Genomic DNA, 15,202 nt, shown 5'->3' with positions numbered 1-15,202 from the left:
CCCACAGGGTTTCGTGGTGGGGCTGCCTGCGATGTCATTTCATGAACGCGAAAAGACCGTTTTGACCCACCCCTGCAAGGTGTACTTCTGGTAGATGTGCTCAGGCACATCGACATACGGATCAGTAATGAACCGTTCCGGAATCACCGGGTTGGCCTCATCGATCACCAGAATGTTCGCTGGGTTGTAAAAGTCATAGTCGACCACGCTCTTGTTGGTGGTGATGACTTTTTTCCGTGAGGCCATGGCTTCGAAGAACCGGAAACTCAATCCCGCCTGACCGGGCTTGGCAATGTCGAGAATGATCCGTGAGCGCTTGACCAGCTCCCCTACCGACTCCAGCGACATTCTTTGCTCGAAAAAGGTGATGCCCGGATGCGCGCCCTGAACCGGTTTGGACTGAACCAGAAACTTGTAATCGGTCAGCCCGAGGCGATCGAATTCCTCGGCCAGACCGGCAAGTGCCGGCACCCGATCCTTGCCCGCCATCACCACAAACGCCGAGTACTCACCGGGCTCACCGTCCGCGATGTAGTCGTCGTAAATGAAGTTGTAGAGTTTTTTCAGCCCGTAGCTTTCGGCATTTTCCGGGTCGAAGGAAAACACCTCGTCATAACCGGTAAGGGCTTCGCGAGTCATCGGCCAACGACTGAAGCTGTCGTAGAGGTAGGCGATCTTGTGGTCGGAGACCTTGAGTCCGGCGGCCAACTGGTTTGCATCGATCTGGGCCGGGTTGATGATGAGTGCCACATCGAAACGTCCATGCGCAGCGATGGCTTTGTTGAACAGGCGTATCTGCGCCCAGCGTCTCAGTGGGCGGCGCAGGATTTTCGGCGCTTGATCAAAGCTGTTCTGCATCGATGACGTATCGATGAAACACACGTCGTTGTCGATCATCAGATAGTCCGCCAGTTTGCGCGCGTAACCACCAATGTCCTTGCACACCAATAAGATTTTCATGGGATTCCATATCGTCAATTCGGGCGACGGGGCGATGATCCTCGGCCCAGCCTATGGCGCCGCCGGCAGCAGGAAGCGCGCAATCACCGGCAGGTGATCGGAGATGCGCAACGTGTCGTCCTGGCGCACCCTTGCTTCGACCCGCTTGATCTTCGGGCTGTAAAACAGGTAGTCGACCGTGCGATCCGGGCCATTCAGGCCGGGGTCGTTGGGGTAGTGGGTCAGCCAGTGCGCACGGTCGATGCCGCTGGCTTCGTTGTTGGTCGGGATCATCGGGTACTTGTCCCACAGCAGATGCAGTTCGCTGTCGGCGGAGTAGGGCGTGCGCTGTTCGGCAGGCAGGCGGCGGTACTGGCCGAGCGGCAACAGATTGAAATCGCCGCCGATCAGCCACGGCAGGCCTTGGCTCTCATACTTGTCGAGCACTTTGGCTACGGCGGTCAATTGTGCCAGCGCGGTGTCACCCGGTTGGCTGGAGCGTTCAAGGTGGGTGTTGAATACGGTCAGTTGCCCGCCGTCACTCAGGGGCAGTTTGGTCGCGAGCAGGGCGTCTTTCGGCTGGAACTGGCGGTTGATGAAGTTGGCGGCAGCGACCGGCAATTGCAGGCGTTCTGCGTGTTCGATGCGGTAGCGACTCAGGGTCGCCAGTTGCCGGCCGACGCTGCCGTAAATGTGCGGGTCGGGGACGAATTCGGCCTTCCAGTCGAACGCACTGGCGCTGCACGGATACAGATCGGCGACCCGTTCCTGCAACAGTTTGAGCTGATCCTGATAATCACTGGCCTTGGCGCCGTCATCGAGCTCCTGCAACAGCACCAGATCGGGCTGCTCGTCGCGGATCACTCGCGCCACTTCGTCGAGGCTGAAGGCCATGTCTTCCAGCGTCGGCGCTTCATCATCGCCCTGAGCCAGATCATTCCAGAACACGTAGCGTTTGCCGGCCAGGTATTGCACGTTCCAGGTCATGACTTTCAGCGCCTGCCCGGGCACCAGCGTCGGCGTTGTGGCGGTGCAACTGACCGGCAAGGTTTCGCGGGCGTCGGGGCGCCAGGTCAGGCTGAACAGCAGCCCGCCGATCAGGATGATGGCGAGCACGACAAGCAACAGGGTGTAGCGCAGTAGACGGGTCATGGCTCGGCTTATAGCGTTACAGAAAGTGGCCCCGAGCATACCTGACGGTCGTCTCGAAGCCCAAGCGCAGTGCGCTCAGATGGCTCTGTCGCGTTTGTCAGGCAATTCGCTGATCAGCATGAACAGGCGAAACAGCACCACGCTGGTGAACAGTTGCAGGAAGCTGTGAGCGCTGTCGATCAGAATGGCGATCACAGGATTCTGCGGCTCGGGGTACACCGCCAGTGTCGCGCCTTTGAGCAACCACAGCGGCGTCATCACGCAGAGAATGCACAGCAGGATCCGCCAGAAATGCCCACGGGTCAGGCGCAGGCTTTCCTTCATCGCCTGCAAAGGCCCCATACCACGCAGTACCAGCAGGTATTCGCCGAACGCGAGCATCACCATCAGCATCAGGCCCGGCAGGAAATACAGCGACAGGCCCAGCAGAATCAGCAAGGTATTGAGCGCCGTGAGCAACGCGAAGCGCGGCCAAAGGGTGGCGGCCATCGCCAGCAGATCGCGGTTGCGCGGCGCCTCGCCACGGCTGCGCGCATCGAGAAAGAGGATCAGTGCGGCGGTGTACAGCGGATACACCAACAGACCAACGACGATGCTGATCGCCGAGATGTTATCCGGCCCGCTGGCGTGATCGACCACTTGTTGCAGGAATGCTTCGAAAATCACCAGCGGCAGGCACAACCGCACGATGCTGCCCAAATGGCGTTTGAAAAAATACAGAGAGTCGCGCAGCACTTCGAGGGCATTCATCAGTCGGTATCGCAGGTCGAAAACAGTGGCTCACTTTAACCGATGATGGCTGGCGCGACACAAACGTAAACATTCGGTAAAGGTCATTGAAACGTTTTGTCACCGTCTCCATTACAGGAGAGCACCTCGGCCAACGTGGACGAGGGCAATGTTATCCCCGGCAATCTACGAGGTCGCCATGAACAGCGAAGAGCAAACCCTGATCGATGGACTGTTTTCCCGGCTGCAACAGGCCGAAACGGAGGCAGCCCCGCGCGACGCCCAGGCCGAGGCGCGGATCAAGGAACACCTGACCCGCCAGCCGGCGGCAGGTTATTTCATGACCCAGGCGATTCTGGTGCAAGAGGCAGCGCTCAAGAGCCTCGACGAGCAGAACAAGCAACTGACTCAGCAAGTCCAGCAGTTGCAGGCCGAGTTGCAAGCGGCCAAGGCGCAGAGTGCCGCACCGGCGCCGAGCGGCGGCGGTGGTTTCCTGTCGAGCATTTTTGGTGGCAGCCCGCGTCCGGCGCCGACCCAGAGCGCCCCAGCCTCGACTGGCGGCTGGCGCGAACCGGCAGCGCAACAGAATTACGCGGCCCCCGCGCCACAACAGAACTTCGGCGCGCCACCGCCTAACTATGCGCAACAAGCCGCTCCGGCAGCCGGCGGCAGCTTCCTCGGCGGCGCCTTGAAAACCGCCGCCGGTGTGGCCGGTGGCGTGATGCTGGCGCAGGGCATCAGCAGCCTGTTCCATCACAACCAGCAGCCGGAAGAAATCGTTGAAGTGATCAAGGAAGAGCCGGCGCAGGTCGCCGACCAGAGCAACAACGGTTGGGGCGATGACCCGCGTGTGGCCGATAACGGCTTCTCTGGCAATGACCAGAGCGGCTTCACCGACACCGACTACGGCAACGACAACTCATCGTTCTTCGATGACGACGATTCCTTCGTCTGACTCACCATTCGTCCGGAGCCCCTGAGGGCTCCGGGCCGATTATTCGCGGAACCCTCCTGATGGCTGGCATACTGAGCGCCTTTTTCGGGCCTGGCGCCTGATCCCGCTTCGTGCGCTTGCGCGCCCACAGGAACTCCGGTGAAAAAAATCGCAGTGTTCGCCGACGTGCAGAACCTCTACTACACCGTGCGTCAGGCCTATGGTTGTCACTTCAACTACGCCGCATTGTGGGCCGACATCAGCAAGGACGGGCAGATCGTCGAGGCCTACGCCTACGCGATCGACCGTGGCGACAGCAAACAGCAACAGTTCCAGCAGATCCTGCGCAACCTCGGTTTCACGGTGAAACTCAAGCCCTACATCCAGCGCAGCGACGGCTCGGCCAAGGGCGACTGGGACGTGGGCATCACCCTCGACATCATGGACGCCGCCGACCACGTCGACGAAATCGTCCTGGCTTCCGGTGACGGCGATTTCGACATGCTGCTCGAACGCATCATCAGCAAACACGGCGTGCAAGCGGTCGCCTATGGCGTGCCCGGCCTGACCGCCAACTCGCTGATCCGCGCCGCCAGCCGTTATGTGCCGATCGAAGGCGCACTGTTGTTGAAGAATTGAGCTGTTACTGAAGAATTGATTTGTACGGAGTTGAACCCGGTTTGGAACGCATTGCAGTCATCGACTTTGAAACCACTGGCCTGTCGCCGAACAGCAACTGCCGCGCCACGGAAATCGCTGTGGTCATGCTGGAAAACGGCCGCATCGTCGAGCGTTACCAGAGCCTGATGAACTCCGGCGTGCGAGTCCCCGCGTTCATCGAACAACTGACCGGCATCAGCAACGCCATGTTGCGCACCGCGCCCTCGGCCGAGCAGGTGATGAACGCGGTCAATGAGTTTGTCGGTTGCACGCCGCTGGTCGCGCACAACGCCTCGTTCGACCAGAAGTTCTGGGACTTTGAACTGGGGCGGATCAAGCGCACGCGGTTGCAGAACTTTGCCTGCTCGCTGCTGCTGGCACGGCGGCTGATGCCGGCCGCGCCTAATCATAAGTTGGGTACGCTGACCACGTTTGCGCGCCTGCCGCACACGGGGCAGGCTCACCGGGCCATGGCCGATGCCGAGATGGCGGCCAATCTGATGGCGCATTTGGCGGATGAGTTGCGGCACAAGCACGGCGTCAGCGAGCTATCGCACGACCTGCTGTGCAAACTGCAAAAAGTCCCGGCCGCGAAAGTCAGCGAACACCTGCAGCGCTACCGCTGATCCCCAATCCAGCACAAAACCCCTGTGGGAGCGAGCTTGCTCGCGAATGCGGTGTGTCATTCAACTTCAATGTGACTGATCTACCGCTTTCGCGAGCAAGCTCGCTACCACAGGGGGCATCATCGTCCTCAGGATTTGCCGTTGCCTTCGATCTGGCCTAACGGCACGCGCTTTTCGATCGCGCTCGACAACACAATCGAGGTCTTGCTGAAGCCAAACTTCGCCACCCGATTGATCAACGCCTCCAGCTCCGTCATCGACCCCACCGCAGCCTTCATCATCACGCACGGATCGCCCGTCACTCGGAAGCACTCGGTCAACTGTGGGATTTTCACCAGTTCGTCGTAGACCTTCTGGCTGCCGTTCTGGTGCAGGCGCAATTCGATCATGCACTGGATTGGCAGACCGATTTTCGACAGATCGATTTTCGCCTCATATCCCGTAATTACCCCGGACGCTTCAAGCTTGGCCACGCGCTCGGCGACGGCGGGGGCGGAGAGGTTCACCTTGCGCGCCAGATCGGCGTAGGACGCACGGCCGTTTTCCAGCAGGGCGCTGAGCAGCATGCGGTCGTATTTGTCCAAGGCCGGACTCCTGAAAATGCCAGACTTTCGAAATCCCGGTTTATTCCGATGATCTCCGTTCTTTCAAAAGTGTACCGGCGCTATAAACAGGTTTTGTAACTTATTTTTGCTCGTCAGCCTTTCTAGAATAATCCATCCCCGGACTCAGACTTTCGAGCTGCCCATGCCTGCCTTGCGCCGTTTTTCCTTGCCGCTGATCGCCGCGTTTTTCGCGTTGTATGTGATTTGGGGATCGACCTATCTGGTGATCCGAATTGGCGTCGAATACTGGCCGCCGCTGATGCTCGGCGGGGTGCGCTTCGTGATCGCCGGCAGCCTGATGTACGCCTTCCTGCGCTGGCGCGGGGCGCCGGCGCCGACCTGGGCGCAGTGGAAGGCGGCGGGGATCATCGGGATTTTGCTGCTCAGTTTCGGTAATGGCGCGGTGAGCGTGGCCGAGCACACGGGCGTGGCTTCCGGTGTTGCAGCATTGGCGGTGGCGACGGTGCCGTTGTTCACGTTGCTCTGTGGCTATTTCTGGGGAGCGCGCAATACCCGGCTCGAGTGGGCCGGGGTGACGTTGGGGATTGTTGGTATTGCCATGCTCAACATGGGCTCGAACCTGCAATCGAGTCCGCTGGGCGCAGCATTGCTGATTTTCGCGGCGGCAACCTGGGCGTTCGGTTCGGTGTGGAGCAGACATTTGCCGTTGCCACAGGGCGCGATGGCCAGCGCGGTGGAAATGCTGGTCGGCGGTGTGGTGCTGCTGATCGGCAGCGCCGTCAGTGGCGAGCGTCTGCAAGCAATGCCGCCAGTTGAAGGCTGGCTGGCGCTGGCGTACCTGATCTTCTTTGGATCGATCATCGCCTTCAACTCTTATATGTATTTGCTCAAGCACGTGCGTCCAGCGGCGGCGACCAGTTATGCCTACGTCAACCCGGCGGTCGCGGTATTGCTGGGGATTGTGTTTGTCGGCGAGACCATCGGCACCGAAGAAGCGCTGGCGATGCTGGTGATCATCAGCGCGGTGGTGTTGATCGGACTGCCACAGTGGCGCCGTCCGGCACAGCCGCCAGTCGTGGCGCCGACAGCCGTTCCCACAGAAACGCGTACGAATTAGGGTAAACTGCGCGGCATTGCATGCCTGCGTTATTTTTTCCTACGGTACTCCCATGACTTTCGCCACCCTTGGCCTGATCGAACCCTTGCTGCGCTCCCTCGAGACGCTCGGCTACCAGACCCCGACGCCGGTTCAGGCGCAAGCCATTCCGGCCGTGCTGGCCGGTCGTGACTTGATGGCAGCCGCTCAGACCGGCACTGGCAAAACCGCCGGTTTCGCCTTGCCACTGCTGCAGTTGCTGGCCATGGAAGGGCCGAAAGTCGCTGCCAACTCGGCGCGTGCACTGATTCTGGTGCCGACCCGTGAGCTGGCCGAGCAGGTTCATGAGTCTGTGCGTCAGTACGCCGAAAACCTGCCACTGCGTACTTATGCGGTTTACGGCGGCGTCAGCATCAACCCACAAATGATGAAGCTGCGCGGCGGCGTCGATGTGCTGGTCGCCACGCCCGGTCGCCTGATCGACCTGTTCCGCCAGAACGCGCTGAAACTCGATCAGTTGCAGACTCTGGTGCTGGATGAGGCCGATCGTATGCTCGACCTGGGCTTCTCCGAAGAACTGGCGAACATTTACCGCATGCTGCCGAAAAAGCGCCAGACCCTGCTGTTTTCCGCAACCTTCTCCGATGACATTCGCCTGCTCGCCGGGCAGATGCTCAACGATCCGCTGACCGTCGAAGTCAGCCCGCGCAACGTCGCCGCCAATACGGTCAAGCAGTGGATCGTCACGGTGGACAAGAAGCGCAAGGCCGAACTGTTCGTGCACCTGATGCGCAAGAACAAGTGGAAGCAGGTGCTGGTGTTCGCCAAGACCCGTAACGGTGTGGATGCGCTGGTGGAAAAACTCCAGGGCCTGGGCGTGAATGCCGACGGTATCCATGGTGATAAACCGCAAGCAACCCGTCAGCGTGCGCTGGATCGTTTCAAGCTCAGTGAAGTGCAGATTCTGGTGGCAACTGACGTGGCTGCCCGTGGTCTGGATATCGAAGATCTGCCGCTGGTGATCAACTTCGATCTGCCGATCGTGGCTGAAGACTACATTCACCGTATCGGCCGCACGGGTCGTGCTGGCGCGACGGGCGAAGCGATCTCGCTGGTGTGCGCGGATGAAGTGAACATGTTGTCGGCGATTGAAATGCTGACGCGCCAGACCTTGAAACGTCAGAACGAGCCAGATTTCGAACCGGAGCACCGCGTGCCGGACACCGATGCCAGCGGTCAGGTGATCAAGAAGCCGAAAAAACCGAAGAAGCCGAAGGCTTCCGGTGGTGGCGGCAAGCGCAATCTGGGCAAGTGGGTCGACAGCGGCGAGACGCAGGCGCCGGAGCCTTCGGTCAAGCCTGTGCGTAAAGTGCCGGTGTTTAATACCGGGCCGCGTAAGCGTAAGCCTTAAAGTCAAAAGCCCCTCACCCTAACCCTCTCCCAGGGGGAGAGGGGACTGATTGGGGGATGCTCCCGAAGTACGCCGACCTGATTCTTCTGTTGTGAATCCATAATCGACAGAGCTTCGCCAGACACCTAGGTCGGCCCCCTTTCCCGAGAGAGAGGGGACTGATTGGGGGATGCTCCCGAAGTACGCCGACCTGATTCTTCTGTCGTGAATCCATAATCGACAGAGTTTCGCCAGACACCTCGGTCGGTTGGCCGAATCCATAATCGACTCGGTGTTTCAGGTCGATGTTGGACGCCAGACACCTCGGTCGGCTCCCTCTCCCTCTGGGAGAGGGCTGGGGTGAGGGTTTAGCTTTTCAGCCACTGCACAATTCCCAACCCGGCCGCCCGGCCACTGGCAAAACACCCCGTCAGCAAATACCCGCCCGTTGGCGCTTCCCAATCAAGCATCTCCCCCGCGCAGAACACTCCCGGCAACACCTTGAGCATCAAGCGCTCATCCATCACCTCGAACGTCACGCCCCCGGCACTGCTGATCGCCTCGTCCAATGGCCGCGTTCTGACCAGAGTCAGCGGCAACGCCTTGATCGCCCGCGCCAACAGCGCCGGATCAGCAAACGTCGCCGCATCAGTCAACTCGCGCAACAACGCCGCTTTCACCCCATCAATCCCGACCTGACTGTGCAGATGCTTGGCCATCGACCGCGAACCGCGTGGTTTGCTCAACGCCGCCTGCAATTTATCCACAGGCCGGCCGGGCAACAGATCAATGTGAACAACCGCGGCGCCATATTGGTTGATCGCCTCACGAATCGGCGCCGACAGCGCATAAATCAGACTGCCTTCAATGCCGGTCGCGGTGATCACGCATTCGCCCAAGCGCGGTACATCGTCGTTCAAACCGATGGCGATATTTTTCAGCGGTGCGCCGGCGAATTTGCTCACCATCAAATCGCTCCAGGCCTGCACCTCGAAGCCGCAATTGCTCGGTTGCAACGGCGCCAGTCCTACACCGCGTTGCTCCAGCGGCAGCATCCACGCACCGTCGGAACCGAGGCGCGACCAACTGCCGCCGCCGAGGGCAAGCAGCGTGGCATCGGGTTTGACGGTGATTTCACCTTCCGGGCTGTCGATGCGCAGCGCGCCATGTGCATCCCAACCGAGCCAGCGATGGCGGGTGTGGATAACGACGCCGCTGTCGCGCAGACGTTTGAGCCAGGCGCGCAGTAGCGGGGCCGCTTTCATATCTGTGGGGAACACCCGGCCGGAGCTGCCCACAAAGGTTTCGATGCCCAGGTCGTGAATCCATTTACACAACGCATCGGCGTCGAAACCGCGCAGCAGCGGGGCGATTTGCGGGGCGCGCTCGGCGTAGCGTGAAAGGAACGCCGGGTAGGCTTCGGAGTGGGTGATGTTCATGCCGCCGACGCCAGCGAGCAGGAACTTGCGGCCCACCGAGGGCATGCCGTCGTAGAGATCGACGCGGATTCCGGCCTGGCTCAGCACTTCGGCGGCCATCAGGCCGGCGGGGCCACCGCCGATGATGGCGACGTGAGCGGGGGAGGAGGCGGAGTTCTGGGTCATGGTGAGCGCTGCGGTATGGCGGGATAAGGCGCGCATTCTAACAGTCGAGATCTTTTGTAGGAGTGAGCCTGCTCGCGATAGCGGTGTATCAGCCAAGTTAATGTTGAAGGTGCTGACGCTATCGCGAGCAGGCTCACTCCTACAAGGGATTCGGATTGGCTTGAAATGTTGGTTGAAAAATGATCAGTGCGCTGCAGGCCATAACCGGTATGGCCTGCAGTCCCTTTCACTCAGGTTATCCACAGGCCGTTCCACAGCGATTGTGGGTAACGCAGCACAACTCAATGACAACCGTGTGACTGCCAGACCCGTTGGGCGCTGTGATGGAGGATGCCGTGGCGGCGTGCGAGGGCGTGGCGATCCTTGCTGTAACCGCCGCCAATCACGCCCATCACCGGAATGTCGCGGCCCAGGCAATGGCGCATCACGCTTTCATCGCGGGCGGCGACGCCTTCGTCAGTCAGTTGCAGATAACCGAGGGCGTCGTCTTTGTGTACATCAACGCCGGCGTCGTACAGCACCAGGTCCGGTTGATACAGCGGCAACAAGTAATTGAGTGTGTCGTCGACCACTTTCAAATAGTCAGCGTCGCCCATGCCTTTGGGCAGCGGAATGTCCCAGTCACTTTCGGCTTTGCGTGCAGGAAAATTCTTCTCGCAGTGCAGGGAAACAGTAATCGCCTCCGGCGTGTCATGCAGAATTCGCGCGGTGCCGTCACCCTGATGCACATCGCAATCGAAGATCAGCACGCGATTCACCCGGCCGCTTTGCAGCAGGTAATGGCTGATGATCGCCAGGTCATTGAAAATGCAGAACCCCGCCGGGTAGTCGTAATGCGCATGGTGAGTGCCGCCGGCCAAGTGACAGGCCAGCCCATGCTCCAAGGCTTTCTCCGCGGCCAGAATCGAACCGCCGACCGCCCGTACCGTGCGCCGTGCCAAGGCTTCGTTCCACGGTAGACCCAGACGCCGTTGGTCTTCGCGGGACAACTCGCCGCTCATATAGCGTTCGATATACGCACGGTCATGGGCGAGGGCGAGGATGTCGTTGGGGCAGATATCCGGGCGCAGCAGATCAGCGTCGCGGGTCAAACCGCTGTCGACCAGGTGATCGCGCAGCAGACGAAACTTGTCCATCGGGAAGCGGTGATCCGCCGGAAACTCGGGGCTGTAGTCTTCGTGGTAGATCAGCGGCAGTGGCATGGCGGTTTCATGTAGGAACGTAGGAAAGAGTGAAGGATCCTACCAGCGATGTAGACTTGCGGCATGGAAACGGAGGGGCATGATGGAGCCGATACTGGAACTTGAAAGCGCGCGCTTGCTGATGCGTCAGTGGCAGGACGAGGATTTGCCGGCATTTGCCGCGATGTGCGCCGATCCTCAAGTGATGCGCTACTTCCCGACACCATTGAGCCGCCTGGAAAGTGCGTCGATGATCGGCCGCGTGCGCGGGCATTTTGCCGAACACGGTTTTGGCCTGTGGGCGCTGGAGCGCAAGGACAGTGGCGAATTCATTGGTTTCACCGGGCTCGGCGTGGTTGGTTTCGATGCACCGTTCACCCCGGCAGTGGAAATCGGCTGGCGCCTGGCCAAGGAACATTGGGGCCTGGGTTACGCCAGCGAAGCAGCGTGGACCGCTCTGCGTTGCGGCTTTGATCGGTTGGCATTGAAGGAAATCGTTTCCTTCACCGCGCAATCCAATTTGCCCTCAGAGAAAGTCATGCAGGCGATCGGCATGCATCACGCCCCGGAAGATGATTTTGATCACCCCAAGCTTGCGGTCGATCATCCGCTAAGACGGCATCTGCTGTACCGCATTACGCGGGAACAATGGCTGCAAACCTTGCATGGATAAGCCGACACGGACGTTTACAATGGCCGCCATATCATTGGCCCGCGCCAGAATCTGAATCGGCCGCCGCAGCCAAGACTGCGCGGCATAGTGCTTTGTGTGAGGAGAGTCTGAATGAGCCAAGTGTTGGAAGATCTGGTCGACTTGCTGACCCTGGAACCGATCGAAGAAAACCTGTTCCGTGGCCGTAGCCAGGATCTGGGTTTCCGTCAGTTGTTCGGTGGCCAGGTGCTCGGCCAGTCGCTGTCGGCGGCCAGTCAGACCGTTGAAGAGGCGCGCCATGTGCATTCGATGCACGGCTATTTCCTGCGTCCGGGCGATGCCAAGTTGCCAGTGGTCTACTCGGTTGATCGCGTGCGCGATGGCGGCAGTTTCAGCACTCGCCGCGTCACAGCGATCCAGAAGGGCCATCCGATCTTCACCTGCAGCGCTTCGTTTCAATACGACGAGGCAGGCTTCGAGCACCAGAGTCAGATGCCGGTGGTGGTCGGCCCGGAAAATCTGCCGTCGGAGCTGGAATTGACCCAGCAACGCGCGCACCTGATTCCGGAACACATGCGTGAAAAACTGCTGTGCCCGAAACCGATCGAAGTACGCCCGGTCACCGAAAAGGACCCGTACAACCCGCAGCCGGCCGATCCGGTCAAATATGTGTGGTTCCGTGCCGACGGCGCATTGGCCGACATCCCGGCACTGCACAAATACTTGTTGGCGTACGCCTCGGACTTCGGTTTGTTGACCACCTCAATGCTGCCCCACGGCAAATCGGTCTGGCAGAAAGACATGCAGGTCGCCAGCCTTGATCACGCGCTGTGGTTCCACAACGATCTGCGCGCCGATGACTGGTTGCTCTACGCGATGGACAGTCCGTGGGCCGGCAATTCCCGTGGATTCTCTCGTGGCAGCGTGTACAACCGCGCCGGGCAACTGGTCGCTTCGGTGACGCAGGAAGGCCTGATCCGCCATCGCAAGGACTGGGCATGAGTCTGAAAGAGGTCAAGCACTGGGTGTTCGATATGGACGGCACGTTGACCGTCGCCGTGCATGATTTTGCGGCGATTCGCGTGGCGCTGGCGATTCCGCCGGAGGACGACATCCTCACTCATCTCGCCGCGTTGCCGGCGGATGAAGCGGCGGCGAAACACGCCTGGCTGCTGGAACATGAAAGGGATCTGGCACTGGGTTCGACCCCGGCCACCGGAGCGGTGGAGCTGGTGCGTGATCTGCACGCACGCGGTTATCGCCTCGGCATCCTCACCCGCAACGCGCGGGAACTGGCGCATGTGACGCTAGAAGCGATTGGTTTGGCTGATTGCTTCGCGGTGGACGATGTGTTGGGCCGCGATGAAGCGCCGCCGAAGCCGCATCCGGGTGGTTTGCTGAAACTGGCAAACGCCTGGGACGTGCCGGCCAGCGCGATGGTCATGGTCGGTGATTACCGTTTTGATCTGGATTGCGGGCGAGCGGCGGGGGCGCGCACGGTGTTGGTGAATTTGCCGGATAACCCGTGGCCCGAGTTGGCCGATTGGCATGCGAAGGATTGTGTCGAGTTGCGGCGGATGCTGCTGGCCTGAAATCTTTGCTGCCTGAGCTGGCCTCTTCGCGAGCAAGCTCGCTCCCACAGGGAAATGTATTCCAAATGTGGGAGCGAGCTTGCTCGCGAAGAGGGCATAAAATCCGCCAAACAGTTTACTGATCGAACAACGCCTTCTGCCCCTCCGGCGAGGTCAGCATTCCATCGCCGTTATGCCCGACCCCGGGCACTTCAACCAATCGTTGATTCACCCCTTCCGGATGCCGACGCAGCAAATAGCCGAAGTACAACTTCCCACGCTCCAGGCGATACGCACCTTGCGCCTCGGCTTCACAGCGCTTGTCCAACGCTGGATGCTTGGGATCGACGTCCTGCTGTCCAAGCAGATAAATCACCTCGCGTTTGATGTAACTGCTCTCAAGCTGCAACGGCGTTTGCCCACCGGCGTACACCGGCATGTCTGACAGACCGTACTTCCAGCGATTGAAACCCGCGCATTTGGCGTGATCGAACGCTACCGGCCGTTGTTCATTGAAGTAGGCATAAGATGACGGGTTGGCCACCACGTAGCGCAAGCGAATGCCGTTGGCCTTCAACGCAGGCTGATCCTTGGCCAGCAGGGCATAGCGCTGCACCACCTGGCCACCGCCGGAATGACCGAAGATCACGATCTGCTTCACGTCGGGAAACTGTTTGCGGTCGCTGATCCGTCCGACGATCTCATCAAGTGCGGCGTAGGAACTCAACGGGTTCGGCCCTGTGGATAAGCCGCCGCCCATCCACTCGTTGCCTTGCCAGCGCAGCAACGTGGCGGGGAGCGAGTACAGCGCGACATCGCTTTCATTGAGGAACTGCGGCGCGATTACCAGCGTGTGGGCACTTTGTCCCGCCAGCTCGGCGGCGCTCTCGGCGCTTTTGCGATAGGTTTCCGAGTTGCGCAACCGGCCATGAATGACGATCAGCACCCGTTCGATCTTCTCCGGCGCAGGACCAATGCCGACCGCCATTTCCCCGGCCTTGAGTTGCAAACGACCGGGGCTGATCGCATCGACACCGGCGGCTTGCGCAGTGCTGCCAACGATCAGTAACGCCAAAAGCCATTTATGCATTTACAGGTTTTTCGCCGCGAAGGTGTCGCACTGGCCGACCTGGCCCTGCGCGAATCCGGTTTTGAACCAGCGCACCCTTTGCGCCGACGTACCGTGGGTAAACGAGTCCGGCACCACACGGCCCTGACCCTGTTGTTGCAGGCGATCATCACCGATGGCGTTGGCCGCATTCAAGGCCTCTTCGATATCGCCCGGTTCCAGCCAGTTCAAACGCTTCTGCGCACTGTAGGCCCAGACGCCGGCCAGGCAGTCGGCCTGCAATTCCTGACGCACCAGCAAACCGCCGTCGCCTTCCATCTGCCGACCTTGCTGGCGAGCTGTCTGAATTTTCGCCGAGACGCCGAGAAGCGTCTGCACATGATGTCCGACTTCATGCGCGATCACGTAGGCCTGGGCGAAGTCGCCGGCCGCTTTGAAGCGTTGCGACATTTCCTGGAAGAACGCCATGTCCAGGTAGACCTTCTGGTCCGCCGGGCAATAGAACGGGCCAGTGGCCGAGGTCGCCAGACCGCAGGCGGAATTGACCCGATTGCTGAACAGCACCAAGGTCGGGTCCTTATATTGGCGCCCGGCCTGTTGGAAAATCGCGCCCCAGGTGTCTTCGGTGTCACCAAGGATCGAACGGACGAATTCGGCCTGTTCATCATTGGCCGGCGGTGCCTGGCGGGTTTGCGAAGTAGGTGCAGATTGTTGTGTGGATTGCCCGGCGAGCTGGCCGAGGATCTGCATTGGGTCCTGCCCGGTGATCCAGCCAATGCCGACGATCAGCAGAATCGCCCCCAGGCTCAGGCCTTTGCCGCCACCGAAGCGCATGCCGCCACCGCCGGCATCATCACCACGGGCATCGACGACGTTGTCACTGCGTCGGCCTTTTTTCCATAGCATGTGGGAATCCTCTGTGTGTATCGGGTGGTGATGAGTGTTGCTGTTGTGTGAGTGTGGCGCCAGTCCGGTCGTCCGTCTATTGGCCACACGCAAACAGGCCCGGCCTCGTGCTGACGAGGTCGGGCCT

At 60.2% G+C, this 15,202-nt stretch carries 16 protein-coding genes; 8 read left to right on the top strand and 8 right to left on the bottom strand.

Features of this window, described 5'->3' with window-relative positions:
* Window positions 1-39: 39 nt before the first annotated feature.
* From AB4O01_RS16270 to AB4O01_RS16260, 3 genes are all read right to left on the bottom strand, one after another.
* Entirely contained in the window at window positions 40-960 is a 921-nt protein-coding gene (locus AB4O01_RS16270) for a hypothetical protein (RefSeq protein WP_116255893.1), read from the bottom strand.
* A gap of 51 nt (window positions 961-1,011) precedes the next feature.
* Window positions 1,012-2,091, bottom strand: a complete 1,080-nt coding sequence (locus AB4O01_RS16265) for an endonuclease/exonuclease/phosphatase family protein (RefSeq protein WP_320336286.1) — start codon at window positions 2,089-2,091, stop codon at window positions 1,012-1,014.
* A 75-nt stretch (window positions 2,092-2,166) separates the two neighbouring features.
* Window positions 2,167-2,841, bottom strand: coding sequence for a YciC family protein (locus tag AB4O01_RS16260; protein ID WP_093434664.1), 675 nt, complete (start codon window positions 2,839-2,841; stop codon window positions 2,167-2,169).
* Between the two features lie 178 nt (window positions 2,842-3,019).
* On the opposite strand from AB4O01_RS16260, the gene AB4O01_RS16255 reads away from it, so the two are divergent.
* The 3 genes from AB4O01_RS16255 to AB4O01_RS16245 all read left to right on the top strand — a co-directional run bounded on the left by AB4O01_RS16255 (window position 3,020) and on the right by AB4O01_RS16245 (window position 5,040).
* Window positions 3,020-3,775, top strand: a complete 756-nt coding sequence (locus AB4O01_RS16255; protein WP_460092277.1) for a DUF2076 domain-containing protein — start codon at window positions 3,020-3,022, stop codon at window positions 3,773-3,775.
* Window positions 3,776-3,913: 138 nt separating this feature from the next.
* The gene (locus AB4O01_RS16250) at window positions 3,914-4,393 is read left to right on the top strand and encodes a LabA-like NYN domain-containing protein (protein ID WP_007949802.1); all 480 of its coding nucleotides are present in this window, start codon (window positions 3,914-3,916) and stop codon (window positions 4,391-4,393) included.
* A gap of 41 nt (window positions 4,394-4,434) precedes the next feature.
* Window positions 4,435-5,040: a 3'-5' exonuclease gene (locus tag AB4O01_RS16245; RefSeq protein ID WP_460089037.1), complete on the top strand. Its 606-nt coding sequence runs from the start codon at window positions 4,435-4,437 to the stop codon at window positions 5,038-5,040.
* A gap of 128 nt (window positions 5,041-5,168) precedes the next feature.
* Here AB4O01_RS16245 and AB4O01_RS16240 read toward each other — a convergent pair whose 3' ends face one another.
* Window positions 5,169-5,624 carry an Lrp/AsnC family transcriptional regulator gene (locus tag AB4O01_RS16240; RefSeq protein ID WP_460089036.1) on the bottom strand — a complete coding sequence of 152 codons (456 nt, stop codon included), beginning with the start codon at window positions 5,622-5,624 and terminating at the stop codon, window positions 5,169-5,171.
* 163 nt (window positions 5,625-5,787) lie between these two features.
* Here AB4O01_RS16240 and yedA point away from each other — a divergent pair, with 163 nt between their 5' ends.
* Entirely contained in the window at window positions 5,788-6,723 is a 936-nt protein-coding gene (gene yedA, locus AB4O01_RS16235; RefSeq protein ID WP_460089035.1) for a drug/metabolite exporter YedA, read from the top strand.
* A gap of 52 nt (window positions 6,724-6,775) precedes the next feature.
* Window positions 6,776-8,113: a DEAD/DEAH box helicase gene (locus AB4O01_RS16230; protein WP_093434676.1), complete on the top strand. Its 1,338-nt coding sequence runs from the start codon at window positions 6,776-6,778 to the stop codon at window positions 8,111-8,113.
* Window positions 8,114-8,460: 347 nt separating this feature from the next.
* On the opposite strand, the gene AB4O01_RS16225 is transcribed toward AB4O01_RS16230, so the two are convergent.
* Together AB4O01_RS16225 and AB4O01_RS16220 are read right to left on the bottom strand one after the other, a co-directional pair.
* Entirely contained in the window at window positions 8,461-9,696 is a 1,236-nt protein-coding gene (locus AB4O01_RS16225; RefSeq protein WP_460089034.1) for a TIGR03862 family flavoprotein, read from the bottom strand.
* A gap of 281 nt (window positions 9,697-9,977) precedes the next feature.
* Window positions 9,978-10,898 carry a histone deacetylase family protein gene (locus AB4O01_RS16220; RefSeq protein WP_099757249.1) on the bottom strand — a complete coding sequence of 307 codons (921 nt, stop codon included), beginning with the start codon at window positions 10,896-10,898 and terminating at the stop codon, window positions 9,978-9,980.
* A gap of 82 nt (window positions 10,899-10,980) precedes the next feature.
* On the opposite strand from AB4O01_RS16220, the gene AB4O01_RS16215 reads away from it, so the two are divergent.
* The 3 genes from AB4O01_RS16215 to AB4O01_RS16205 all read left to right on the top strand — a co-directional run bounded on the left by AB4O01_RS16215 (window position 10,981) and on the right by AB4O01_RS16205 (window position 13,121).
* The gene (locus AB4O01_RS16215) at window positions 10,981-11,550 is read left to right on the top strand and encodes a GNAT family N-acetyltransferase (RefSeq protein ID WP_093434681.1); all 570 of its coding nucleotides are present in this window, start codon (window positions 10,981-10,983) and stop codon (window positions 11,548-11,550) included.
* A gap of 111 nt (window positions 11,551-11,661) precedes the next feature.
* Window positions 11,662-12,531, top strand: a complete 870-nt coding sequence (tesB, locus tag AB4O01_RS16210) for an acyl-CoA thioesterase II (protein ID WP_003228466.1) — start codon at window positions 11,662-11,664, stop codon at window positions 12,529-12,531.
* Window positions 12,528-13,121: an HAD family hydrolase gene (locus AB4O01_RS16205; RefSeq protein ID WP_116255889.1), complete on the top strand. Its 594-nt coding sequence runs from the start codon at window positions 12,528-12,530 to the stop codon at window positions 13,119-13,121. Before tesB ends, AB4O01_RS16205 begins: the two co-directional genes overlap by 4 nt.
* A 115-nt stretch (window positions 13,122-13,236) precedes the next feature.
* Here the strand turns inward: AB4O01_RS16205 and AB4O01_RS16200 are convergent, their stop codons facing one another.
* Window positions 13,237-14,190 (bottom strand): alpha/beta hydrolase family protein, encoded by a 954-nt coding sequence (locus tag AB4O01_RS16200; RefSeq protein WP_116255888.1) that lies wholly within the window; start codon window positions 14,188-14,190, stop codon window positions 13,237-13,239.
* A complete protein-coding gene (ypfJ, locus tag AB4O01_RS16195; protein ID WP_460089033.1) occupies window positions 14,191-15,075 on the bottom strand; it encodes a KPN_02809 family neutral zinc metallopeptidase in 885 nt (294 codons plus the stop codon).
* Window positions 15,076-15,202 lie beyond the last annotated feature (127 nt).

This window comes from Pseudomonas sp. S2_E02, from assembly GCF_054668355.1.
The sequence above is the reverse complement of the archived record's forward strand: the minus strand, read 5'-3'. Positions and strand labels throughout refer to the sequence as shown.